Here is a 22,786-nt window from a genome sequence, read left to right on the forward strand (position 1 = left end):
ATTATTAACTACTAGTTTTTTCTCTATTTAAAATCAAATATATCATCATAAATGCCACTGCCATCAATACTTCTATGGATAATGCTATGACTGTTTCATTGCTATAAAAATTATTACTTGCAATAGCCAAGTTCACTTTGTGTCCCCAATACATTGGGAAGAATGAAGATACTTTTTTCAAGTATTCTGGCAAAAATTTAAGCGGTATAAAGACCCCTGAGAAAAATGAAAGAAGAAGGCATCCTGAGTTTATCAATATACTTGCCTGTGTATCATTTTTTATTAAATCCGAGGTCAAACAAGCTAGTGCTGAAATCGGCATAATATAGAAAAAGCTTGCTATAGTATATTTTAAAACAGAAAAATCAATTAAATTTTTATATCCATATAGTATTACTGGTAGAATCATAAAAAATAACCAAATTATAAAAACAAAAGCAAAATAAGATCTGTATAATTCTCTTTTAAACTTTTTAATTTTTTTTGATGATATTTTAATTCTATTAATTATTTCCTTTTCTTTAAATTTACTCTGAGTCTGGTATGCTGCGTATATAAGAACAAAGGTAATTACATACAAATTAAAGTTATAGTAAGAATATATATCCTCTTCTAATTTTGCTTTATGTTTAGAAATTCCCGAATAATAATTTACTCTTATATCTGAATTTAGTATATCGCTTATTTTTTTATCTACATCTTTGATTTTATACTTATCTAGCAATCCATTTATTCTTATGAATAGAGATATTTTTTCATTTACTGCCATTTCAACTTTTTTATCATTACAATAATAATCCATATCCCCATTTCTTTTTATTTTCAAAACATATAATACATATTCTGAAACTATACTCTCTCTTATTTTTTCGGTATCCTTTATTACCTTTTTTTCATTAAAATTTTCTTCTAAATATTTTTCTAATTTTTCACTTTCAACAGAGTCTGATTCATTTATTATTCCTATAGATATCTTCTTGCTTTCTAGATCATTATTATACTCATTGGATATACTCCTAGAATTTAACACTGCTATCAGTAAGAATACCAATATATAAACAAATATTGCTGTTGAGTTTTTCATTAATACCTTTAAATAGGCTTTAAATACTGACATTTTTTACCTCTTTCCCTTTTAGCTTATTTACTTTAAATCTATATGCAAAAGCTGTTGCCAAAATAGCAGCTATAGTTAGCAAACATAAATTAATAAAAAGTTTCCAGTACATATTACTACTATCGGTAATATACAGTGATAAAAGCATTCTCGTAATTACAGTTGCAGGATTTATATAATTAATAATCGGCATTTTATTTAAAAGTGTTCCTAAAACATTTACAGACATCATTCCAGAAATAAAACAACTAAACACATAGCAAGCTGCTGCCAAAGAGTACTTCGTAGATGTTTTAGCCTTTGTAACAATTGCCAAAAACATACCTATAAATATTGCCATAATATTGGAAATTGCTATAGTCAATAAAACATATATGTTATTTCCAGCAAAAGGAACTTTTAGAAAGACTTTCATGTATAGATATAATAAAATAGACACAATTGTATTAAACAATACATATACTAGCATCTCATTAAGAACTATTTTTTTTCTAGAAATAGGAGCAATTGAAGTCCTTACTACATGCTTAAATTCACTATCTAAGCTCATATCTTCAACTACCGTAACACCAAAAGTTATTCCACCTAAACAGATCATTGCAATAAGTGCATAGAAAAATATGACATTAGGATTTTTTTTCTCCTCACCAAAAACATTTTTCAAAGTTATATTGGCTAAATTATTATCCAATATTTCTTTATCTTGAATTTTATATTTTTTCCCACTTGTTTCAAACTTATCATCGACAATATACCCTATTGCCATAGAAGTTTGATTAATTGAATTCAATATTTCTTTGAGTATATCTGTTTCTTCCCCATTCTTTAAAATATTGATATTCAAACTCCCTAAGTTCATCTCATTTATAAATATACTTTTTTTACCAAGATATAGCTCGTCTAAATACTTTTCTTCTCCTCTTGATAGTATATTATTTTCTTCTTGAAATTTTTTCAAACTTATCTTTTGTGAAATATATTTCTTTTTTTCCTCACTACTTATTTTAGTATCAATAGCAAACTTACTAAATTTACTTTGAATTTCTTCTGAATTTACTATTATACCACCATTTATATATGCCTTAATCTCACCATTTTTTAAGGCTTCCTCAGGATCTTTATATTCTTTTATTTTATATATATTTTTATCCCTGTATTTTATGCCAGATAAGATCTCTCTATAAACAGGACTCTCTACCATTATATTTATGCTTTCTAGTGTATTATTCCCTTTATCTACATTCTTTAGGGCAACTCCAAAAATTGTAGCTAATAAAAGTGGAAACAGTACAGTCCAAAAAATAACACTCTTTTCTCTAATGGCTCTTTTTACCAGATATTTCATTAAAAATATGTTCATTATACCACCTCTATATATCTCTAAGTTTTTTCCCAGTAATTTCAAGAAAAACATCATTTAAATTGGGACTCTTCACTTCTATATTACTGAAAAATATTCCACTGTTTTCTAAGTAGGTTAAACAATGAGAAACTGTAATGCCCTTGGATATAGCTATTATAAGTTCCTCTCCTTCTAAAGAAATATTTAAAACTCCGTCTATTTTTCTTATATTTTCTATATCATCTTTAGATACGGATATATTCTTTATAATCAACATATCAGATAATCCAACTGCTTTTTTTAGCTCATCTTTTGATCCAGTAATTAATATTTTCCCCTTATCCATTATAGATATTTTTTTACAAAGCATTTCTACTTCTTCCATATAGTGACTCGTATACAAAATTGTTGCACCTTCTTCATTCATTTTTTTTATTCCTTCAAGAATAAAGTTTCTACTCTGTGGATCAACTGCAACTGTTGGTTCATCAAATATTATTAATTCTGGTTTGTGAGCAATTCCACAAGCTAAATTTAATCTTCTTAAAAGACCTCCACTTAGTTTTTTGGGAATAAACTTTTTATAGTTTTCTAGCCCAACAAATTCTATTGCTTCATTTACATATTTTTTTCTAACTTTTTTATCTGAAATATAAAGTCCACAAAAGAAATCAATATTTTCATAGACATTAAGGTCTTTAAATACTGATATTTCCTGTGGTACATATCCTATTTTTTTCTTTATCTTGTCGCTTTCAGATGACATTTCTTCACCGAAAATTTTAATTTTACCTCTATCGTAATTTATAATCGATAGCATCGAGTTTATAGTGCTTGTTTTACCTGAACCATTGGGACCAACTAAGCCATATATCTCTCCTTTCTCAATTTCAATATTTAAATTATCAACTGCAATTAAATTATCATACCTTTTTTGAAGTTCTTTTATCTCAACAAGTAACATTTCTACCTCCATTTTAAACTTTTAGAATCAATACTTTCTATTATTTATTTACAAACTTTAACTGTAATTTCAGTATAGCATTTCAAATATTATATTATAAGTGAATAGACTCACTACTTAGCATTACATTTGTCACTTTTGAATTTATATTTATAACTACTCTTCTTTTTAAGATAAAAATATATTATTATAATAATATGGCTAAATAAATATCTATTGAGTATTTACATAGTATAATCAATATATGGGAGGTGTAATATGACTTACAAAAGCTTTTTTCAAAGCCGAATTTTTATTATTTTGATATTTTTTATTTCTGTTACTATAATTTATGTTAATTATAGTAATTTATATGCCATTATTCCCATATTAATTGGATTAATAACAGCACTTTTAGGAATTTTCTTAAATAGAAAGTATCATTATATAGCTTTTCTCCTATTGTATTTTTTACTTGTGTTTTTTAGCTTGAAATCACAGTTTTTAATTAGTGAAAATATTTTTACTGGATACTTTGTATACTTTCTACCTATGTTTTTAATAGTTGATAAATCTTCTTGTAAAATATGTGAAGCCTCTTATAACTTGGCTCAACACCATAATAAGAAAACTATTAAGAATTATTTTAGTCTTAATTTCGTAGATTTATATATTTATCCACTACTTTTACTTTTATCTTTATACTGTGTATATGAAGTTGACGAAAATATAGCCAATTGTTTTTTGTTTTTTTTCTTGAGTATTTTTTCCTATGTTTTATCTATACTTATTCAGTACTCTAACCTTATGGAAAAAAACTTTTTCAAACTTTATTCCAACACTCAAAAGGAAGAAAATAATTTAAAAATAATGTATTCTGACTTAATTAATTCCCAAGATGAAAAGATAGAAAATGCTATTCTTTCTGAAAGAAATAGGATATCAAGAGATATACATGACAGTTTGGGACATCTTACCTCTAGAGGTATTTTGCAGATCGGTGCAATGATTGTTACAGAAAAAGATGAAAATAAAAAAGAACAACTTGTAGAACTAAAAAATACCCTATCAGATGGAATGAATGAAGTTAGAAATAGCCTTCACAATTTTCAAAATGAATCCATCGACTTGGAAGCTGAACTTACAAATATGGTTAATTCATTTGATTTCTGTAGTATAAACTTTTTTTATTCTGTAAGTAGCGACCTAAGCCTTAAAGAAAAATACTCTATTATTTATATAGTCAAGGAGTCTCTTACTAATATTGTCAAACATTCAGATGCAGATAGAGCTGAAATAAATATTATAGAAAGTAAGGCTAAGATTTATATAAAAATATTTGACAATGGAAATACAGTGAAAAATTCTTCTGGTGGAATGGGAGTTTTCTCTATAAAAAAACGTGTTGAAGAACTAAAAGGCAACATTGAAATTTCAACTGAAAATGGATATAGAATGTTTATATCTTTCGACATATAAACATATATTAAAAATTTATATTTTGGAGATGAATTTATGAAGATACTTGTAATAGATGATGACAAAATGATATGTATTGCTCTAAAAACAATAATTGAATCTGAAGATGATATGAAAGTTGTAGCGTCTGGCTACTCTTATGAGGATGCAGTTTCACTATTTGAAAAACATTCTCCAGATATCTGTCTATTTGATATTCAAATAGGTGAAAAAAATGGGATAGACGCAATGAAGTATATAAAAAATAAAAATCCCAATGCAAAAATAATTTTCCTTACTACTTTTTTAGACGAAAATTATATAAAAGATGCAATCAACCTAGGAAGTCAAGGCTACATTCTAAAAGATGATTTTGAAAGCATATGCCCTGCTATTCGAGCTGTAAATGCTGGTCAAGTTGTTTTTGGAAGTAAAGTAATTGAAAATATAGGTCATATTAAAGATATGACTGCAAATAATTCAAAAAACACCAGTAATTCAAGAAATTTTGATTCTCTTAGTAGTCGAGAGCTTCAAATTTTAGAGCTTATTTCTCAGGGACTTAACAATAAAGAAATCTCTGACAAAATTTTTCTCAGCGAGGGAACTATAAGAAACTACATTTCCTCTATGCTTGAAAAACTCAATCTTAGAGACCGCACTCAACTAGCTATATTTTATATTAATTCAGATAAATAAATATCCAGTATTTATACAAATTAATAGCTCCTTATTTATATATAATAAGAATTATTATTATAAAATTTGATTTTTTTGAGTATAAGACAAATTATATGGGTATTACTAAAAATAAGGAAATAGATAAAGAAAACTTTTATAAATTATTTTTATCTGTTTTATTGACAATATAATTTTGAAATAAATATTTTTATATAAAATTTAGGAGGATATAGAATATGGAAAAGAGATCAGTAACAACTTTCGCAGGTAATCCTGTTACTTTATTAGGCAAGGAAATAAAGGTTGGAGATAAGGCTCCTGATTTTACTTGTGTAAAGGGAGATTTAAGCCCATTCACACTGAAGGATGTTGAAGGAAAGATTAAGTTAATAAGCGTTGTTCCTTCTGTAGATACAGGTGTTTGTGAAGTTCAGACTATAAGATTCAATAAGGAAGCAGCAGAGTTAAAGGACGTAGCTATAATAACTATAAGCTGTGACTTACCATTTGCACAGGCTAGATTCTGTGGAGATAAGGGAATAGATAATGCTATAGTAGTATCTGACTACAAGGATCATTCATTTGGATTAGGATATGGATTCTTAATGGAAGAATTTATGCTACTAAATAGAGGTATCCTAGTAATAGATAAGGATGATACAGTTAAGTATGTTGAATATGTTTCTGAAAATACTGAACATCCAAACTACGAAAAGGCACTAGAAGCTGTTAAATCACTTTAATAGAATGACTATAATATAAAATTTATATAAAAGAGGGTATCATCTGATACCCTCTTTTTATTTTATAATTTCACTAAAAATCTATTTATTTTATATTATTTTTCTTTAAATACAGATTGCTTTTAAAAAGAGCGATAGCAGATACAATAATTGCCGCCAAAAGCAATATTACAAATAAGTAATTAGATGCCATGTTAATTCCAGCCACTGCTATACCAGCTATTACCATACTGCCTACAATCACTATTACAAACATTATCAAAAGGTTAACTCCTTTACTACTTCTCGAATATATCTCAGAAGTATTTTGCCATGATGTCAAAAGATGTTTATGATCATAAACTATCCACTGAGATCCAATGCTATAACTCATTATCCATATTAAAGCAACTCCAAGTATAATATAAGCCACTGTTACCTTCATATAGATGCAAATTGCTACGGCAATAATTGTAGAAAATGTTGCTGTAATTACAGTTGAAAAAATAAGTTTATTCTTCATATATTCTTTTTCGCTTATTGGAAGGCTTTTTATATAGTTGTAATTCTCACCATCAAGCGATAAGATTACTGAGTGTAGTCCATTTGGATAAACATTGTACATTAAGGCAATAATTATACAAAGCTCTAAAGCAAAAACCTTCAAAGAAGAAGGGTTCATATCTCCTATTAAATTTTTAAGGCTTTCAAACTGAGGATATAAAACAATTATTGGAAATATTATTACCATCATAGTTTGCGATATAACTGTTGAATCAGATATCAAAGACAAATTATATTTAAATAGTGTCTTTCTTTTAAAAGCTTTTTCTGACTTGAGCTGTCCCCTGTCTTTTGATTCAAACATATTTTCTTTATACCCTAAATTTTCACTAGAATTTATATCTTTATTAATTTTTAAAGCAGACCTACTTCCTATTTTATCATCTTTTTTTGAAACATTATAATTAGATGAAGTATTTAAAGATCTATTAATGGCATAAAAATTATTTTCTACTTTTAATATATACTTTTTATAAAAAACATATATTAATAAAATTAAAAGTGCTATTGCTATTAAATGACTAGAATATTTCTTCATCACAAAGCTTATTGGTCCATAAACTACTTTTATATTTCTTCCATTAATTGCCTTATTTGACATATCTTTAGATATTTGTTGTATCCCTAGAATAAATACCACATTAATTAGCGATGTTATTATAGTTATACTTGTAATAATTTTACTTTTAAATTTTGATAAAATGGCAGACCTCGACATAATATCCATTGCAATAGAATTTGCTATAATTATCAAAGCAAATACAATTAAAAAATCTATAAAGCCTAGGATAAGTGCTTGTAATATACCCATTTTTAGTCTTATCATATAAATTATAAATAGAGGAAGCATCGGTATTGCCAACTCTAAAGTTGATATGGAAACTACTGCCATCTTGGCTTTAAAAACAATGCTTTGCTCTATAGGAAGAACCATATATCCATCTATATCTCGACTTTCATAAAATACATTATAAAAATATGTAAAAGTTTGAAAAATATTCATCAGCATAAAAATACCCAAACTTAAATCTATCATATATGGAAATTTACTATAATCTATTACTGCAAAAAAAAGTGTGTAAACTAGCATTAAAAATATTCCAAGAAATATATGCTTTTTAACTCCTAGGTCTTTATACAATTGCTCTGGATTAACTTTATATTTTTCACTTTTCATTGATTTTTCTGTATAGGCAGGGTTTGAATACAGAAGATTAATTTTAAATACTTCTTTGAACATAGATACATTTTCATTATTTTTTGTCATATTTCTACCTACCTTCAATATCACAATCGATATCATTTTCATTATTCAAATCCATTTTAGAGTACTTTTCTACATCCAAACTATCATAATCAAATTCACTGTTTTCAGGACTTACCATATTAAGATAAATTTTTTCTAATGACTCACCAGGATGAATACTTTTCAACTCATCTATAGTTCCTAAAAATATCAATCTTCCCTTACTCAATATTGCTATCCTATCGCAAAGTTGTTCTGCAACTTCAAGAACATGGGTAGAAAATACAACTGTATTTCCATCTTTTACATGTTGTTTCATTAACTCCTTTAGATTGTATGAAGCTTGAGGATCGAGACCTGTCATAGGTTCATCTAAAATCCATATCTTAGGATTTGAAATTAGGGCTGCAATTATAAATGCTTTCTGTCTCATTCCGTGAGAAAAATTACCCAAAACCTCATTGTAATTTCCCTCCATTGAGAAAATTGAACAAAGATAATTAAGTCTTCTTTCCCTCGTTTCTGGATCGACTCCGTATGCATTGGCAACAAATTTCCAAAATGAAATTGCTGGTAATCTTAAAAACATATCTGGAGTATCAGATACATAAGCTATTAGCTTCTTTACTTCCATTCTATTTTCTTCTAGATCCATTCCATCAACAAAAATCTTTCCACTTGTAGGATTTATTATACTTACAAGCGACTTTATAGTTGTCGATTTTCCTGCACCATTATGACCTATTAGTCCAAATATTTCTCCATCTTTTATTTCTAGGTTAAGATTATTTAAAGCCATCTTATCCCCGTAATATTTTGTTAAACCTTCTATTTTTATCATAAACTCCCCTTTTCAGTAATTACAATGTTAATTCTTTTGTCATGCTCTCCCATTGCTACTTCTTCTGATATTTGTTTTTCCCTTATTAAAAGAATTTCATCTGCTTCTATATTTTCAAGAAATCTATCATAGTAACCTCTTCCAAATCCCAATCTATTTCCTTTTCTATCGCTTGTGGCACAAGGAACTATTACAAGGTCAATTTCTTCCTTTTTCATTATGATGCTTTTTTTAGGATCAGCTTCTAGTATTCCAAATGTGCCTTCTTTAAGATCATCAAAACTTTTTATTATAGTCGCTACCATATTTTTGTCATCTTCACAATAAGGTATGGCTATATTCTTTCCATCTTCCCATGCCTTTTTAATAAATATTGATGTATCTATTTCTGGAAATTTTCCTATATAGGTAAATATATTTTTAGCCTTTTTATACTCTTCTCTTGAAATCAAATTTTCAATTATTTTTTTATCTGCCTCTTCCATATAACTTTTATCCAATGAATTAGATAACTCTTTCATTTTTTTACGAAGCTCATCTTTCTTTTTTTTCAAATTTCTTTCTTCAGATTCTTTTTTTGAAAACTCACATCCACAGTAGTCTTGCCTATACATTCCAAACTCTTTTGTTATTTCACAAGATCTCTTATATCCATTATTTTTCTTAAAATCTGATGGAAGGTGCTTTACACCCTCTTCTTCGCCAACTTTTTCTCCTATTTTATTAAGAACTTGTGAATTCTTATGAGGGCTAATTGAAAGCGTTGTAGTAAAATAATCAAAATTGCCTTTTTTAGCTATTTTAGCAGCCTCTCTCAATCTCATCTCATAACACTTATGACATCTTATTCCGCCTTCAGGAACATCTTCCAAACCTTCTGCCATTTTGTAGAATTTTTCTACTTCATATTTTCCTGTAATCATATGAATTGGATTCTTTGCATTTGTAAGTTCGATAATCTTCTTTTGCTCTTCCACTCTATAAAAATATTCATCTGATGGATATATGTTTGGATTATAATAAAATATCGTAATCTCAAAATACTCAGATAGATACTCCAAAACATAGCTACTACATGGACCACAACAACTATGTAAAAGAAGTTTTTCGACCTTACCTTCATCTATATTATCTATTATTTTTTCAAGTTCTTTTTGGTAATTAACCTTAATATTTGCCAACTTCTTCCTCCTTCATCTTATAAATTTTATACCTTATATTATATCAAATATTTTTATTAAAAACATATAAATTAATATATCTTGATCTATCTAATAAATAGCTAAATTCAGTAATAAAATACTATATTTTTTACTTTTTATTTTTCAAAATCTATTAATTAAATTCTAATTTTGTGATATATTAATAGTATGTTCAATATTTAATTATTATATTATTTTCTTTAGAAATATTTTTATTAGAATCACAAATTTCAAAATCATTAAAGAAAGGAGAGTATAGTTTTTTTCTATACAAATATTGTTATGAAAATCAAAAAGTTATGTTCTTTTGCCATTATGGCTATTTTATTAGCTCTTACAAACTCTAATTCTTCTGCCTTATGGAAAGATTATGAGCCATATGGTGGTTTTGATGGTGGTTGGAAGCGTTTTTATGGAGTAGATAGAATCAAAACTGCTGAATATACAGCAAATACTTTAAACCCTCACAAAGATCTTTCTTATGTGCATAAACTTGAAGAGGGAGAAGGTGTACCAGTAGTTTTAGTAAATCAAAACAGTTTTCAGGACGGACTAAGCGCCTATAACCTTTGTAAAAAATTTGATGCAAGACTTCTTTTAATAAAACCCAATTATGCAAATATCAGTCTTATGAGAGATTATTATAAAAGCAAAACTATATATCTTTTAGGAAGTGAAAATGAAATTTATAAGTCAACAGAAGATTATATAAAAAAATATATGCCAGAAACTGAAGTAATAAGAATCTCTGGAGCAACTGTATATGATAGAAACCTTAAAACTCTTAAACTAAGTGGCTACAAAGATATCGCTGTTGCAGATGGAAGAAACTTCCCTGACGCACTTTCAGCTTCAGGCATATGTAATAATAAAAATTTAGGCTTGATGTTAGTAGATGGTTCTAAAAACTATACTTTTCCAACTGAATTAAACATAGTATACACTATCGGCGGTCCAAATTCTGTTCTTCAAGACAATGGTACTAGACTATCTGGAGCAGATAGATATGATACAGCCAAAAATGTTGCTCGAGAAGCAAATGGATACAAGAATATATTATTCGTAGATGGAAGAAAATTTCCTGATTCTATCAGTGCAATAAACCTTGTAAAAGCAAGAAACGCTATTGTAATGCCTATCTCGGACAATAGAAATAACTCTGATATGAAGGAATTTCTTTCCAAACTTCCATCTAGTGATAATTCTGGCTCAAAAGATATAGCAAAATCTGGATATGCTCTTTTTATAGGAGGACCTAATTCAATTAGCGATAAAACAATCGATACTATGCTTTATCCATCAAGAGCCTATGAAAACAAATAGCATTCATAAAAAGTGGTGGTTAATACTAACCACCACTTTTATTTATTATTTCATTTGAACTTCACTTTTCTATTTTCTAGGCAAGACCCTCTTTTTAGCACTTTTTAAAACATCTCTTGAATCAGATATATTAAATATTACTATCATTGTAAAGTATATTACTACACCAAATCCTGCTGCTAAAACAAGACTCTTTTCAACACTTATGTAAGATGCTAAAAAGTCATATACGATTCTAGACAATATTATCATTACAAGTGAAATTAATACTATTTTTATAAAGCTCTTAGCAAAAGCCTTTATATTTAATCTTCCTATCTTTTTTCGTAAATAAAGCAATAGTATTAGACAACCTATTATAGATGCTACAGAAGTCCCCAATGCAATCCCCTTCAAACCAATTATCTTTGAAAATATTATACTCAATATAGCATTTACAGCTACCATTGCCATTCCATTTTTTACAGGTGTTTTTGAATCGCCTATACAATAAAAAGTTCTTGAAACAATTTCTCTCATAGCAACTCCAAACACCGTTAGACTATAAAGCATCAAGCATTGACTAACCGCTACTGTATCCGAATGTGAAAAAACACCTCTTTCATAAATTACTTGCACTATAGGTTCAGCAAACACAATAAAAGCAGCAATTACAGGTATACAAAATATATAGTTTATCTGTATATATTTAAACATAGATTTTTTCACTTTATCCATATCACCACTTATAGCATACTTGCTTATAACTGGATATGCAACTGTAACTATTGAAGTAATTACAATATATACCAAACCATTGATTCTATCTGCATAGTTCAAAATTGCAACTCCACCATCTATTGCCCTTGATGCAAGAGTCTTATCTACAAATACATTTATCTGATCAACTGCAACTCCCAACATTAATGGAATTGCAAGCATCAATATATACTTTATATTTGGATCTTTTAGATTTATTTTCCAACGATGTTTATAATTTACCTTTTTAAGTCCACTAATTAAAACTACATTTTGGCAAACTGTTGCAACAAAAATACCTATAGCAAGCATATACTCACTAGTGTACACACTTATTACTGTAAATATTATAAGTATTATATTTTGAACTGCCAATCTTGCAGATGGAAGTATATATTTTCCATGTACGTTCAAATATCCAGAAAAAATAGCAGCTATGGAGTTAAATGAAGATCCCAAAAGAACTATTCTTACAAATTTTATTGTCATTTCTTGTTTCTCACCAGTAAATCCAGATGCCATAGCAAATACTAGTGGCTTTGCAAATATTATACCTATTATACAAAGTCCAATACTAAAAAGCATTACTACATTTGCAACATTCGAAGTAAAGTCTTCAGCTTCTTCATCACCTTTTTCTTTTCTAACCATATTATAACTAGGTATAAAACTTGTATTTAAACTCGTGAAAAGAAAGGAGAAAAGAACTGTTGGTACAGCTAGTGCTATTACTACAACCTCTGCAACTGCTGATGTTCCATAATAGTTTGACATCAACATTTCTCTAACGAAGCCAAACATTCTGGATATAATTGAAACTATCATCAAAATTATAGCAGTATATTTCATATATTTTAGTACAAAGTACCCTTCCTTCCTAATATTTCATATTTTACTATATATAACATTTTTATTCTATTCAATCTATGATATATTCAATTACTTAATTAAATCTTAATAAAACCTCTTGCCTAGTTTTATTATAATCTTCAATCATTATCCATGAAAATGCTATTTATTTTCACAATCATTCAAATTAAAACTTTCAAGACTGTTTTTTTTTGGTATAATAAGAGTGTAGGCTTTAGAAATTAATTTTAAATATATAAATTGAAAGGGGTAAACAATATGAGTTTATTAGTATTCGGTCATAAGAGTCCAGATACAGATTCAATCTGTTCTTGTATCTCTATGACATATCTAAAAAAATCTTTAGGAGTAGATGCAGTTGCATGTTGCCTTGGCGACCTAAGAAAGGAAGCTGAATTTGCTCTTAATTACTTTGGAGTAGATGCTCCAAAGAGAATAGATTCAGTAAAAGAAGGAGATCAATGCTGTCTAGTTGACCACAATGAATTTGGTCAAAGTGTAGATGGTCTAAAAGATGCTACAATAGTTGAAATAGTAGATCATCACAAGCTTGGTGGAATCTCTACTTCTACACCACTTACTGTAACAATCAAGCCATGGGGATGTACAAATACAATACTTTATTATATGTACAAGGAAAATAATATAGAGATACCTAAGGAAATAGCAGGTCTTATGTTATCTGCAATACTTTCAGATACTCTAATATTTAGATCTCCAACTACTACTGAATTTGACAAAACTGCAGGAAAGGCTCTTGCTGAAATAGCTGGAGTAGACTGTGAAAAGTACGGCATGGAAATGTTCAAAGCTGGTACTTCTCTTGATGGATATACAGTAGATGAAATAGTAAACATGGACTTTAAGGCTTTTGATATGGGTGGCAAAAAAGTAGGTATCGGTCAGGTTATGACTCTTGATATAGATGCTGTTATGGAAAAGAAAGATGACTTCTTAAAGTATATCAACGGAACTGATTTCGATATGCTTTACCTTGCAGTTACTGATATAATCAAAGAGGGATCTTACTTAATATACAAATCACCTGATGAAATAGTTAAAAATGCATTTGACGTTGATGCTAAACAGGGTGTATTTGTTGAAGGACTTGTTTCTAGAAAGAAGCAAATTGTTCCTAATCTTACACCAGAAGTAGAAAAATTTTAATATAGAATTTTAGTAATTCTCTAGGAGGAATAAAAATGGAAACAAATAATCCGATAGTAACTATCGAAATGGAAAATGGAGACATAATAAAGGCTGAACTTTACCCTAATATAGCTCCTAATACTGTTAAGAACTTTATAGATCTTATAAATAAAAATTATTATGATGGACTTATATTCCACAGAGTAATAAATGGATTTATGATTCAGGGTGGATGCCCAGAAGGCTCTGGAATGGGTGGACCTGGTTATTCAATTGCTGGTGAATTTACATCTAACGGCTTTACAAACAATTTAAAGCATGAAAGAGGTGTTCTATCAATGGCTAGAGCTATGAACCCTAACTCAGCTGGTTCACAGTTCTTTATTATGCACAAGAACTCTCCACACTTAGATGGACAATATGCTAGTTTTGGAAGAGTTATTGAAGGCATGGAAAATGTTGATAAAATAGCTGAAACAAAGACTGGATTTGGAGATAGACCTAAGAAGGAACAGAAAATCAAAAAAATGACTGTAGACACTAAGGGTGTAGAATTCGAAGCACCAGAAAAACTTTAGTATATATTTATGCTCTCTGATTTGGCTTTAAGCTTATTTTCAGAGAGCTTTTTATTTTTATAAAATCAATTATTGTGGTTTTACACGATAAACGATAAAAGTTTTATGTTTTACATAAATTTTTTATTGTTTTATATTGTGTAACTATATAACACTAGTGTATAATAAAATTATATAATATAACTAGGAGGTACAATATGAATATAAAATTGTACAATTTTTTCAAAATTTTAATGAAGATAGCTTTAATAATTTGTATAGTCAAATTTGTTATTACCACAATAACATTTTTATTTATCTTCTTTAAATCAAAACTTTCTGCATCTCTAGGATTGGAATTCCTACATAGTGGATTTTATAATATCTTTTTAATAATAATCCTACATTTATTTTTAAATTTTCTTAATGAAATTGAAAATGCAAGATATTTAGACTATCAGCTAAAAAACCCTTCCAAAATATCTAAGGCATTTTTAATGGCAGCAATAATAGAATTTATTCTAAATACCCTTGTAGCTAGTAACAAAGGAATACTTATGCAAAAAGTAGAACTTAATATGCTTACAATTATATTCATATTTAATTATATAACTTTTTCTATTATACCAATTTTGGTAAAAAAGTTGGTTGAAATAAATGAAGATAATAAATCAATAATATAAGGAGGAATTTATGGCAATAATAGTAAATTTAGATGTAGTACTTGCTAAACAAAAAAAAACTTTAAAAGAGCTTTCTGAAGCTGTTGGAATAAGCAATACTAATCTATCTATTTTAAAAACTGGAAAATCAAAAGGAATAAGATTTTCAACTCTTAATAAAATCTGTAAATTCCTTCAATGTAGCCCTGGAGATATATTAGAATATGTAGAAGATGATTTGGATAATAAATAAAAATACATATTCTTATTATAAATCTCAAATCAAATTTAAGTGTAATTTTCGCTTAAGAAAATCTCATGAAAATAGAAAAAAGACTAACAGATTAATTTATGTTAGTCTTTTTTCTATTTTTACAGATACAACTAGTAAAGCAAACTCTTTGTTGCTAATAAATACTTTCATCTATTTTTCAATTCTTTTACATCGTACAGTTGTTCTTGCTTCTCCGTCTAATGTACATGTGAATAATGTTAAATCCCAATCTCCAGAAAGCATATCTTCAACCTGTAATTCATCTAGTTCCTCTTTTTTTTCTACAGAAAAATCGAAAATATTACCATTCATATCTTTAAATTGAATTATATCTCCAATATTTAATCGATATATCTTTCCAAAATGAACTTTATAGTTATGAGCCAATAAAATCATATTGTTTTGGTATACAGACCCCTCATACCTTGCAGGTGCGATCTTAAGCTTTGAATATGACCAAGAGCTTAGAACCGGAAGATCCAATCCTAAACTCGGTATAATCACATATCCTATATATTCATTTCCACCTACCATTACTTTTTTCATTTCAATATTTGGATTTTTAATGTAATCAGGTATACCATCAATTTTTTCTTCAATTTCTTCTTGTTTTTTTTCTTCAAGCATTACTTTAATCAAATCCGTATTTTTCCCCACTTGATAATCTTCCCATAAATTTTTAGAAAAAAGTGCTAATCCAGCCAAAATGAAAATAGTTCCAAATAAGAAAAATTTATTTGTCTTTAACATTTGTACTGTCTCTTTCTACAATAGAAGATTATTGAAGTAGATATTAGTGAAAATCCGATAAATCTAAACAAAGTAGTTCCTGAGCTACCAGTTATTGGTAATTCATAACCGCCCATCAATTCGTTCTTTACTATAACAGTGTTATTGTCTAATGAAAAATTATCGTCTTCTTCTATACTTACTTTTCCTAAACGCGATACTTGAACCTTTAATGGTTTTTCTATTTTACTAAATCCCTCAGGTGCTTCAATTTCTTTTAAATAATATGTCCCATGAACTAGCCCATATATTTTAATATCACCTTTATCATTGCTAGTAAACTCAATTTTCTTATTGCCTGATAGAGCCTCATTATCGTAGAGTTCAAGTGGCTGAGCTTGTGTATTTACATTAGGATTATCCTTATATATAGAAAATTTAGCTTTTTCAAGAACTTTTCCTGAATAATCTACTTTTTTAATACTTAAATTTTGTAGTTCAACTTGAACTACCGGATGAGCGTAAAACTCTTTATACGTCTTTTCTTCTGGTCCAAAAGCAAAGTCCACATGAGCTTTACTATTAGAATAAAATCCTCCTCTTCCTGAACTTGTTTTATTTTCTACATAATCTGTATTTAAATCTCCCCTATGAGAATATCCTTTTTCTTGGTATTCTTTAAAAGTTTCCTTTGGAACTGTGACATTATAAGACAATGAAAACTTCAAGTTTTTATCTAGCTTATAATCAGGGTTAAATGTTAAAACAACATTTTCTTCTCCATTAACTTTCTTAACTTCTAAAGACTGGATATATTTGCCATTTTCATTTTCAGGTGTTTGTTTTCCTTCCTTCCACAAAGTTTTTATATTACCACTTATATCTCTAACTGTTACCTTAAAATCCGCTTTTGAGTCAAGTTTTACATGCTTACTTAAAGTATCTGTTATTTTTACTTTTGACACTGCATATAAAACCTCATTCGCTAATTTAGATGTAAGTTCGTCTATATTTTCTTCTATACCTAAAAATACACCACCACTAAGATCAGCCATCTTCCTTAAAACATCAGGACTCATTGAACTTCCAACATTTGTACTATTTATATCTTTAGATACACCTACTGCAATTGTCCTAATATCTGAATTATTTTCATAAAAGTTAGGAATATTATAATCAAGCATTTGCCTACGAACAATATTTTCATTATCATTATGTCTATTTGTATTATATATTCTACCATCCCCCCATCTACGTCCATATTCATCAACGTAATAAGTTGGAACCCCATCACTTAAAAATAACATTACTTTGCTATTTTCACTATTTTCTTTTTTAGAAAATTGTTCTTCAGCCAATTTTAGTCCTGCATCATAATTTGTACCTTCATTCCCCGGTTGATAGATTTGTACATTTGTTACGTTATTTGTCCAATCTTGAAGTATACTAGCATCATCTCTTCCATAGGAATATGGAATACCTCCAAAATCGATAACAGAAATATTATTTTTAGGATTTTGATTTAAAAAGTTGTTAATAAAACCATTATATCCATTTGAACCATTTAAAAAATAATCAACTACTCTATATCTAGGTTGATTAAACCTATTACCAAATTTCATATCCTTTTGTCTCATACTTCCAGATCTATCCACAACTACAACTAGATCTATCCCATTTTTTTCAGCTTGTGTTTCACTACTTACATCCAAATAAATTCGGTAGCTATCAGCAATTTCTTCTGGAGATTTAATTTCCTGTATATTAGTATCCGGATTTTTTACTTTATCGCCTAGGTAGTCAATTGTTTTCTGTTTTTGTAAGTTAGGAACTTTTTCCACTTGATAAAAACTATTTGCACGGCTTCTAGGAATTAAATCATTTATATTGTTATTTTCTTCAAATTCATTATTTTTTAATATTATAACTTGCTTTCCGGAATCCCCCTCTATGCTTACTTTTAATATATCTGTACTGCTAACTTCTTTACTCCTCGGCTTAAAAGCCAAAGTAAAATCATCAAAAGTATTCAAATTTTCTGGTGTTAGCGATACATTGTCTATCTTATCTTTTAATATACTTTGTTCATTTAAGCTCTTGAAACCATAATCCTTTATATTATAAGAAGCCTTTATATTATCAAGAGATTGAATCAATTCATATTTTTTGTCATATAGTTTTTTTAATTCATCTTCTAAATTATTAGATTCTTTTTGTAGTTTATCAATTCCTTTAAATTTTTCTATTGATTTTTCTAGTTCTGCTAACTCTTTCAATATATTTTTTGCAGACTCCACTTCTTTTCTTAAATATATTTCTTCTTCTAAACTTAATTCTTTAGCAACTTCAATTTCAATTTTTTTAATTTCACTATCTGAATTTTTATAGAAGTCAATAAAAAGATATCCATCCTTAATTTCTATATTACTTATGTCTACGTATTTTGGCGAATTATCATCATTATCCTTAATATCAAATTTCTCTTTTAATTCTAAAGCATCTTCATAAGTTAGATGTCTTTCATTAGATTTATCTTCTATAATTTTTTCAAATTTTGAAATAAGTTTCTTCTCATCACTTGAATAATTTAAAGTGAACTCTTTCAATTCATCAATCTTTGTATATTCTTCTTTCAGATCTTCTTTTTGAACTGCTACGAATTTCTTTTCATCGTTTATATTTTTTTCAACCTCATTATTTTCATAAAAATTAGGTTGAAATAACTCCTTGCTAGTTTCAAAAATATTTGCAAAAGTCCCTTTTATAAGCTCTTCATTATTCTTTATATCTAATAAATTTGTTTTGCTCTCGTTATTTATTTTATTATCTAAAGAATCTTTACCCATAGCTAGAGAAATAGGGGAATTTGAAAGTAATATTAGCATTACTAAAACAAATGATATAACTTTTTTCATTTTAATTTTCATTAATCCACCTTCTTTCTTCTATTTTGAATAAAGCCTAATAAAATCATTATAGAGCCAATACCAACTAAAGTGTACACTGGCCACCATAACTGACCCGTCTGAGGCAGTGAATTTTTTGGTGACTTTGCTTTATTAAGTGTTTTAGATGATATATAAGTATTTTCAACTAAAAAAGTATTACCTTCTTCACTTATAGATACTTTATATTTGCCTTTATCCAAAACTTTCTCTGTCACAGCCCAATTTACATTTGCATCTAATTTCTGCCATGTATATTGCCAATTGTTTTTATCACTTAAGCTTATTATTTCTTTTAACTTTCCATTTCCTAAAAGTTCAATTTGAACTTCTTTAGGACGCAGATTCTCAAAGCCTTTATCTTTCCAAATCTTTATCACTTTTTTAGATACTACTTTTGTAACTTTCTCCTCTTTAATCGTTTTTGGCTTTGAGGTTACATAGTAGTCCCAAGTTCCAGTTTCTTTCTCCACATTGGGCAATAAAACTAGAAATGGATTAGATTTGTAAATATAGTTATCTAAAGTAAGCTGCTTTCCAACAACAAGGTACAATCCAGCTTTTAATTTCGTTTTATAAATTCCGTTGGCATCGGTTTCCCCTGTCATTACAGCTTTTAAATCATCCTTTTGAATATGCCCCTTTAAAGCTAATGCGTAATCATTCCAAGTTTCTTGATTTAATTTTGTTAAATCTATAGGATATTTACTAAATTTATTTAAAACCTTTAGATTTAAATCTTTATCAACATCAGCCACTTTGTATATGTCAAATTTCGCATTAAATAATTTTTTATCTTCATTCTTATAGTCTATAGTAAACTCAACATCTTTATTTCTATCAAACTCACTAATTGCTAAACTATTTGAAGGAAATATAATAAGACTTAATATTAAGCACAGAAGAAATAATGGTAGGATTTTTTTAGTTTTATTCATATTTTTACCTCCAATAAATCTTGTTTTAAGCAACTTTTATCTTTTATCTTTTTTTCTATTTATAATCAAATATATTAGATCTTTGATTATGGTCAATAGAATAGTAAGAACAATAGCTAAGAAAATTGCCATCTTAATTATCTGAGTTTTTATATTTTCTTTTGCTTTTTCTTCTAATTTTATTTCTTGGTGTTTTCTACCTTTTTTTATTCTTTCACCTCTTACTAGAAGCCTATGAGTATTTATTCCATAAGGTGTACACGTAAACATGGTTACATAATCCTTATCTTTCTCAATTTTTAAAGCTTCTATATCTTTAGGTAAAACAGTAATAATTTGATTTATTTTATATGTAAGTTCATCACCCAAAACAGACAAGATGAATTCATCTCCAACCTTCAATTTATTTAAATCTGTAAATAGCTTGGCTGATGGAAGTCCACTATGAGTTGATATTACAGCATGTGTACCTTTTCCTCCTACTGGCAAAGATGACCCCGGTAAGTGCCCAACACCAACTTGAATTACCCCTTCATTTACATCGTGATAAATAGGTAAATTAACATTTATCTTATCTATAATCACAACTCCCATGATTCCGGTTTTAAAAGGATCTAAATTTTCTCTATATCCTTCTAATGAAAGAGAATTTGATAATGGATTTTCTATTTTCAACAAGTTTCTATTATAGTTATCTGCTTTTTCTTTTATTTTTTTTATTTCAATACCTTCAAATTGGCTTAAAGATTTTTGGTATTCAACAATCCCCCTAGACTGAGTGATACTATTTACACAATCACTAATTGTAGGATAGAAAAAAATACTACAACCAATTAATAATAAAATTCGAAAAAAAATTGATTTACATTTTTCCATAAATAAATTATTTATTTCAATATAGAAACTTATCCTCTATTTTGAAATTTTTATCTAGTCCCTTTCTTTTTTAATTTTCCTTTTGCAAGACTATATAGAGATATTAAAATGATACCTCCACCTAAAACTGCAAATAATGTAGTACCCATACCACCAGTTCCCGGAAGCTCTACGCCTGAGTTGTTCGCAACTTTTGCTTCTTGATAAACAGTTTTATCCTGAGTCTTGTGATCAACTATTACTTTCACTTCTTCTGTCAGTTTATTAAATCCAGAAGGTGCTTCTGTCTCCACAAGATAGTATGTTCCATTTTCTAAACCTTTAAACTCTACAGTACCTTCCTGTTTTGTTTCCTTTTCATCAGCTTGATCCTCAGTTACCCAAGTGACTTTGCCATTATTAAATTTATAGAATTTATTCTCGTTATTTTTAAGTTTAAATTTAGCACCGGATAAAAGATTTTCCTCATGACCGGCTTCGTATTTAATAACTTTAATAGCACCTGTATATACTTTTTTAGTATCTTTTGTTTTTTCTGTTGTATCTTTATGAGGATCATTACTATATTCTAATTCAACCTCATTAATGTTTCCGTCTTTACCAATAACTGCTTTTTCATTTAGTGAAGCTTTATAAGTTATTTTTACTTCTTTTCCAACTTTTTCTTGAAGTTTAGGCATATCAAATTCTGCTACAAGTTTATTCGCTTCCTTTACAAGTGTTACATGTTGATTCAGTTCCTCATCGCCAACAGTAACTCTAACACTGTTAGTATTTAATGTCAGCCCTTCTGACAAAGTATCTGTCATTTTATACACATATTTTTTATAACCTTTTGTATCAGGAACTTTTCCTGTTAATGCATATTCAAATTCCTTACCATAGTCATATGATTTTTCTTCTACAGTCTTTTTAATAGTAGGATAAGTTGCTTTTATTCTAGTTTCGGCTATCGGTTTTGTAGAAGTTAGTGATATAACCGAATTTGGATTTTCTGTCCCTGAAGCAGCCCCTTTTGGATGTACTAAATAATAACCCAATTTTAAACCAGTAAATTCTAATGTATCTCCAGTAGCTTTTTTTGTATCTGAAGGCGATTGATTTTGAATTTCTTTATTTGCAACTTGTGCAAACTCTGCGATGTTATTATCTGTTATATTAATGTATTTTGTTTTGCCGTCTACTACAATAGGGTTTAAGTTACCTGTTTCATTTGTTTCAACTATATAACTTTTACCTTCACCGCTAGCAAAAAAAGTTTTCCATTCGTCTGAAATAGTGTATGAAAACTTGTCTCCTCTCTGAGTTAAATCAAAAATTTTATATATACTATACGTCTTACCTTCTTGTGTTCCTGATAGTTTAATTTCTCCACTTTCTCCAGCAGCAAAAGCCTTTTTATTGACTAATCCTGTTGATAAAATCATTGCTAATACTAGCATTAACCCCAGTATTTTTTTAATTTTTGATGTCATAATTTCCTCCTCATAACCTTATTTTTAATCTTAAACTGTAAATTGTTTCTAATTTAAAAATCTATCTATTTTATATATTCAATCTATAGTTTCAGCTTTTAATAATTCACTGAAACTGATGAATATAAAATTTA

General features: G+C 28.2%; 20 protein-coding genes. 8 read left to right on the top strand and 12 right to left on the bottom strand.

What is annotated here, in order from left to right; translation table 11 throughout:
• Positions 1–4: 4 nt before the first annotated feature.
• Genes BMY82_RS03850 through BMY82_RS03860 form a run of 3 tightly spaced genes read right to left on the bottom strand, consistent with a single transcriptional unit; the run spans position 5 to position 3,423 of the window.
• The gene (locus BMY82_RS03850) at positions 5–1,117 is read right to left on the bottom strand and encodes an ABC transporter permease (RefSeq protein ID WP_091974839.1); all 1,113 of its coding nucleotides are present in this window, start codon (positions 1,115–1,117) and stop codon (positions 5–7) included.
• A complete protein-coding gene (locus tag BMY82_RS03855; RefSeq protein WP_180366723.1) occupies positions 1,104–2,477 on the bottom strand; it encodes an ABC transporter permease in 1,374 nt (457 codons plus the stop codon). The genes BMY82_RS03850 and BMY82_RS03855 overlap by 14 nt, the downstream gene beginning before the upstream one ends.
• Positions 2,478–2,487: 10 nt before the next feature.
• A complete protein-coding gene (locus BMY82_RS03860; protein WP_091974844.1) occupies positions 2,488–3,423 on the bottom strand; it encodes an ABC transporter ATP-binding protein in 936 nt (311 codons plus the stop codon).
• Between the two features lie 786 nt (positions 3,424–4,209).
• Here BMY82_RS03860 and BMY82_RS09440 point away from each other — a divergent pair.
• The 3 genes from BMY82_RS09440 (at position 4,210) to tpx (ending at position 6,284) form a co-directional block, all read left to right on the top strand.
• Positions 4,210–4,881 carry a sensor histidine kinase gene (locus tag BMY82_RS09440; RefSeq protein ID WP_180366725.1) on the top strand — a complete coding sequence of 224 codons (672 nt, stop codon included), beginning with the start codon at positions 4,210–4,212 and terminating at the stop codon, positions 4,879–4,881.
• 36 nt (positions 4,882–4,917) lie between these two features.
• Positions 4,918–5,559, top strand: a complete 642-nt coding sequence (locus tag BMY82_RS03870; protein ID WP_091974849.1) for a response regulator — start codon at positions 4,918–4,920, stop codon at positions 5,557–5,559.
• Between the two features lie 218 nt (positions 5,560–5,777).
• On the top strand, positions 5,778–6,284 hold the full coding sequence (gene tpx / locus BMY82_RS03875) for a thiol peroxidase (RefSeq protein ID WP_091974860.1): 507 nt from the start codon (positions 5,778–5,780) through the stop codon (positions 6,282–6,284).
• Positions 6,285–6,369: 85 nt separating this feature from the next.
• Here the strand turns inward: tpx and BMY82_RS03880 are convergent, their stop codons facing one another.
• From BMY82_RS03880 to BMY82_RS03890, 3 genes are read right to left on the bottom strand one after another with little or no spacing between them, the layout of a single operon-like run.
• Positions 6,370–8,094 carry a hypothetical protein gene (locus BMY82_RS03880; protein WP_144019716.1) on the bottom strand — a complete coding sequence of 575 codons (1,725 nt, stop codon included), beginning with the start codon at positions 8,092–8,094 and terminating at the stop codon, positions 6,370–6,372.
• Positions 8,095–8,098: 4 nt separating this feature from the next.
• Positions 8,099–8,914, bottom strand: coding sequence for an ABC transporter ATP-binding protein (locus BMY82_RS03885; RefSeq protein ID WP_091974864.1), 816 nt, complete (start codon positions 8,912–8,914; stop codon positions 8,099–8,101).
• Positions 8,911–10,095, bottom strand: a complete 1,185-nt coding sequence (locus tag BMY82_RS03890) for a 5-formyltetrahydrofolate cyclo-ligase (protein ID WP_242938905.1) — start codon at positions 10,093–10,095, stop codon at positions 8,911–8,913. The genes BMY82_RS03885 and BMY82_RS03890 overlap by 4 nt, the downstream gene beginning before the upstream one ends.
• 303 nt (positions 10,096–10,398) lie before the next feature.
• On the opposite strand from BMY82_RS03890, the gene BMY82_RS03895 reads away from it, so the two are divergent.
• A complete protein-coding gene (locus tag BMY82_RS03895) occupies positions 10,399–11,439 on the top strand; it encodes a cell wall-binding repeat-containing protein (protein ID WP_091974866.1) in 1,041 nt (346 codons plus the stop codon).
• Positions 11,440–11,508: 69 nt separating this feature from the next.
• Here the strand turns inward: BMY82_RS03895 and murJ are convergent, their stop codons facing one another.
• Entirely contained in the window at positions 11,509–13,026 is a 1,518-nt protein-coding gene (gene murJ, locus BMY82_RS03900; protein WP_091974868.1) for a murein biosynthesis integral membrane protein MurJ, read from the bottom strand.
• A gap of 279 nt (positions 13,027–13,305) precedes the next feature.
• Here murJ and BMY82_RS03905 point away from each other — a divergent pair, with 279 nt between their 5' ends.
• The 4 genes from BMY82_RS03905 to BMY82_RS03920 all read left to right on the top strand — a co-directional run bounded on the left by BMY82_RS03905 (position 13,306) and on the right by BMY82_RS03920 (position 15,668).
• Positions 13,306–14,214, top strand: a complete 909-nt coding sequence (locus BMY82_RS03905; protein WP_091974871.1) for a manganese-dependent inorganic pyrophosphatase — start codon at positions 13,306–13,308, stop codon at positions 14,212–14,214.
• 35 nt (positions 14,215–14,249) lie between these two features.
• Complete coding sequence (locus BMY82_RS03910; RefSeq protein WP_091974872.1) at positions 14,250–14,774, top strand: peptidylprolyl isomerase; 525 nt, start codon at positions 14,250–14,252, stop codon at positions 14,772–14,774.
• Between the two features lie 197 nt (positions 14,775–14,971).
• The gene (locus BMY82_RS03915; protein WP_091974874.1) at positions 14,972–15,436 is read left to right on the top strand and encodes a hypothetical protein; all 465 of its coding nucleotides are present in this window, start codon (positions 14,972–14,974) and stop codon (positions 15,434–15,436) included.
• Between the two features lie 10 nt (positions 15,437–15,446).
• Entirely contained in the window at positions 15,447–15,668 is a 222-nt protein-coding gene (locus BMY82_RS03920) for a helix-turn-helix domain-containing protein (protein WP_091974876.1), read from the top strand.
• Between the two features lie 171 nt (positions 15,669–15,839).
• Here the strand turns inward: BMY82_RS03920 and BMY82_RS03925 are convergent, their stop codons facing one another.
• The 5 genes from BMY82_RS03925 to BMY82_RS03945 are packed head-to-tail and all read right to left on the bottom strand — an operon-like array spanning position 15,840 to position 22,652.
• The gene (locus tag BMY82_RS03925) at positions 15,840–16,439 is read right to left on the bottom strand and encodes a sortase (protein WP_091974878.1); all 600 of its coding nucleotides are present in this window, start codon (positions 16,437–16,439) and stop codon (positions 15,840–15,842) included.
• Positions 16,433–19,345 carry a DUF7604 domain-containing protein gene (locus tag BMY82_RS03930; protein WP_091974968.1) on the bottom strand — a complete coding sequence of 971 codons (2,913 nt, stop codon included), beginning with the start codon at positions 19,343–19,345 and terminating at the stop codon, positions 16,433–16,435. The genes BMY82_RS03925 and BMY82_RS03930 overlap by 7 nt, the downstream gene beginning before the upstream one ends.
• Complete coding sequence (locus BMY82_RS09575; protein ID WP_091974880.1) at positions 19,345–20,301, bottom strand: Cna B-type domain-containing protein; 957 nt, start codon at positions 20,299–20,301, stop codon at positions 19,345–19,347. The genes BMY82_RS03930 and BMY82_RS09575 overlap by 1 nt, the downstream gene beginning before the upstream one ends.
• 36 nt (positions 20,302–20,337) lie before the next feature.
• A complete protein-coding gene (locus BMY82_RS03940; protein ID WP_091974882.1) occupies positions 20,338–21,177 on the bottom strand; it encodes a class C sortase in 840 nt (279 codons plus the stop codon).
• Positions 21,178–21,227: 50 nt separating this feature from the next.
• Positions 21,228–22,652, bottom strand: a complete 1,425-nt coding sequence (locus BMY82_RS03945) for a SpaH/EbpB family LPXTG-anchored major pilin (RefSeq protein WP_091974884.1) — start codon at positions 22,650–22,652, stop codon at positions 21,228–21,230.
• Positions 22,653–22,786 lie beyond the last annotated feature (134 nt).

Origin of the sequence: Peptostreptococcus russellii (assembly GCF_900110295.1) — a bacterium.
GTDB lineage: Bacteria > Bacillota > Clostridia > Peptostreptococcales > Peptostreptococcaceae > Peptostreptococcus > Peptostreptococcus russellii_A.

Coding starts and splice junctions, on each gene's coding strand:
- BMY82_RS03850 (WP_091974839.1), bottom strand. CDS start 1,117: ATGTCAGTATTTAAAGCCTATTTAAAGGTATTAATGAAAAACTCAACA.
- BMY82_RS03855 (WP_180366723.1), bottom strand. CDS start 2,477: ATGAACATATTTTTAATGAAATATCTGGTAAAAAGAGCCATTAGAGAA.
- BMY82_RS03860 (WP_091974844.1), bottom strand. CDS start 3,423: ATGTTACTTGTTGAGATAAAAGAACTTCAAAAAAGGTATGATAATTTA.
- BMY82_RS09440 (WP_180366725.1), top strand. CDS start 4,210: ATGGAAAAAAACTTTTTCAAACTTTATTCCAACACTCAAAAGGAAGAA.
- BMY82_RS03870 (WP_091974849.1), top strand. CDS start 4,918: ATGAAGATACTTGTAATAGATGATGACAAAATGATATGTATTGCTCTA.
- tpx (WP_091974860.1), top strand. CDS start 5,778: ATGGAAAAGAGATCAGTAACAACTTTCGCAGGTAATCCTGTTACTTTA.
- BMY82_RS03880 (WP_144019716.1), bottom strand. CDS start 8,094: ATGACAAAAAATAATGAAAATGTATCTATGTTCAAAGAAGTATTTAAA.
- BMY82_RS03885 (WP_091974864.1), bottom strand. CDS start 8,914: ATGATAAAAATAGAAGGTTTAACAAAATATTACGGGGATAAGATGGCT.
- BMY82_RS03895 (WP_091974866.1), top strand. CDS start 10,399: ATGAAAATCAAAAAGTTATGTTCTTTTGCCATTATGGCTATTTTATTA.
- murJ (WP_091974868.1), bottom strand. CDS start 13,026: ATGAAATATACTGCTATAATTTTGATGATAGTTTCAATTATATCCAGA.
- BMY82_RS03905 (WP_091974871.1), top strand. CDS start 13,306: ATGAGTTTATTAGTATTCGGTCATAAGAGTCCAGATACAGATTCAATC.
- BMY82_RS03910 (WP_091974872.1), top strand. CDS start 14,250: ATGGAAACAAATAATCCGATAGTAACTATCGAAATGGAAAATGGAGAC.
- BMY82_RS03915 (WP_091974874.1), top strand. CDS start 14,972: ATGAATATAAAATTGTACAATTTTTTCAAAATTTTAATGAAGATAGCT.
- BMY82_RS03920 (WP_091974876.1), top strand. CDS start 15,447: ATGGCAATAATAGTAAATTTAGATGTAGTACTTGCTAAACAAAAAAAA.
- BMY82_RS03925 (WP_091974878.1), bottom strand. CDS start 16,439: ATGTTAAAGACAAATAAATTTTTCTTATTTGGAACTATTTTCATTTTG.
- BMY82_RS03930 (WP_091974968.1), bottom strand. CDS start 19,345: ATGAAAATTAAAATGAAAAAAGTTATATCATTTGTTTTAGTAATGCTA.
- BMY82_RS09575 (WP_091974880.1), bottom strand. CDS start 20,301: ATGAATAAAACTAAAAAAATCCTACCATTATTTCTTCTGTGCTTAATA.
- BMY82_RS03940 (WP_091974882.1), bottom strand. CDS start 21,177: ATGGAAAAATGTAAATCAATTTTTTTTCGAATTTTATTATTAATTGGT.
- BMY82_RS03945 (WP_091974884.1), bottom strand. CDS start 22,652: ATGACATCAAAAATTAAAAAAATACTGGGGTTAATGCTAGTATTAGCA.